This is a genomic window from Pseudomonas sp. GL-B-26, assembly GCF_019947405.1.
GTDB lineage: Bacteria > Pseudomonadota > Gammaproteobacteria > Pseudomonadales > Pseudomonadaceae > Aquipseudomonas.
The window spans coordinates 1-1,346 of record NZ_JAGYGJ010000104.1 but is presented as its reverse complement, the minus strand read 5'-3'; the positions used below and the strand labels follow the sequence as shown (position 1 = coordinate 1,346).

The following is a 1,346-nucleotide window of genomic DNA, read 5'->3' as shown; positions in this document are numbered from 1 at the left end:
AATGTATGGTCAGCCCATCTTCTGCCACCCAGCATTGATGAACGGTAAATCGAGCTTGCGCTAATGTATTCGGGCTCAGTGTGAGCACGGATAGCGCTCGGCCCTTGATGAGTAGTCGCTCCTGCCTGTCCTTTAAAAAGTCTTCAGCCTCCAAAGCTCTTTTGGTTCTCAGGTTTTCAGCCAGGATGTCTGCCGTTTATCGTCATCAGCTACTGACGTCGCAAAAGCCGGTGGTGAAGCGTACGGATCAAGCCAAAAGCTGTGAGTTGTAGGTGCCGCCTTTGGTTAATAACACCCAGATGATTCTGGCCATTTTGTTCGCCAGGGCACAGGCCACTTTGTTCAGAGGCTTGCGGGCGAGCAAGTTTTTGGCCCACCTACCGAGGGCGTCGGTGCGGTGATCGACTCGGTACAAAACGGTGTGAGCGCCCTGTACCAGCAGGCTTCTTAGGTATTTATCGCCCCGTTTGCTGATGCCGAGGAGGACCGTTTCGCCACCTGTTGAATGCTGTCGCGGCACCAACCCCAACGAGGCGGCGAAGTCGCGGGACGATTTGAAAACCGAAGCGTCGCCGACATCGGCCACCAGAGCGCTAGCGATGAGGGGGCCGATGCCGGGGATGCTTTGCAAGCGTTGGCCGGCGTCGCTTTGGACGAGGTTTTGCTTGATCTCGACATCAAGTTTTTTGATCTCGCCAGTCAGCTGCCGAATATCTTCAAGCATGCGCTCAATGGCGTTTATCAAACGGATGGGCAGTTCACGGCTTTGCATCAGGCCCGAGACCCGATCAAGGGCGGCGTATCCGGCGGGAAAGATGACGCCGAACTCCAGGAGAAACCCATGCACTTGATTGATGACGGCGGTGCGTCGACTGACCAAGGACTTGCGCAGCCGGTGCTCAGTGCACAGCACCTGCTGTTCTACGGTTTTGACTTGGACCGAACGGGTTCTAGGGCGCGAGGCCGCTTCACAAATGGCCTCGGCATCAATGAAGTCGTTTTTGTTGCCGGTGACATAGGCCTTCACGTGTTGCGGTGCGATCAACTGCACTTGATGGCCTTGCTCCTTGATTTTCCGGGCAAGCCACTGAGAACCGCCGCAGGACTCCATGGCAATTTTGCAGGTCGAAAGCTGCGCCAGATAAGGGAGCAATTGGTTGCGATTGAGCTTTTTACGCAGCACCTGATGGCCCCTGGCGTCCTGTCCATGCAGGTGGAAAGTGTTCTTGCCGATGTCGATACCCAGAAGCGTCACGGTATTCATGAGAGATCCTCCTTCGGTAAAGAGAGCGCCCCGGCAAGTTTAGACTCGCCGAGGTTCTCGCCGGGCTGACCATCTCATTAAG

The 1,346-nt window shown here is 55.6% G+C and carries 1 protein-coding gene; it reads right to left on the bottom strand.

The features are described 5' to 3' along the window. Nucleotides 1-247 precede the first annotated feature (247 nt). Nucleotides 248-1,264 (bottom strand): IS110 family transposase, encoded by a 1,017-nt coding sequence (locus tag KGB23_RS30080; RefSeq protein WP_223433702.1) that lies wholly within the window; start codon nucleotides 1,262-1,264, stop codon nucleotides 248-250. Nucleotides 1,265-1,346 lie beyond the last annotated feature (82 nt).

Bases quoted from the DNA above. Each gene is read 5' to 3' on its own strand.
- KGB23_RS30080 (WP_223433702.1), bottom strand. From the start codon at position 1,264: ATGAATACCGTGACGCTTCTGGGTATCGACATCGGCAAGAACACTTTC.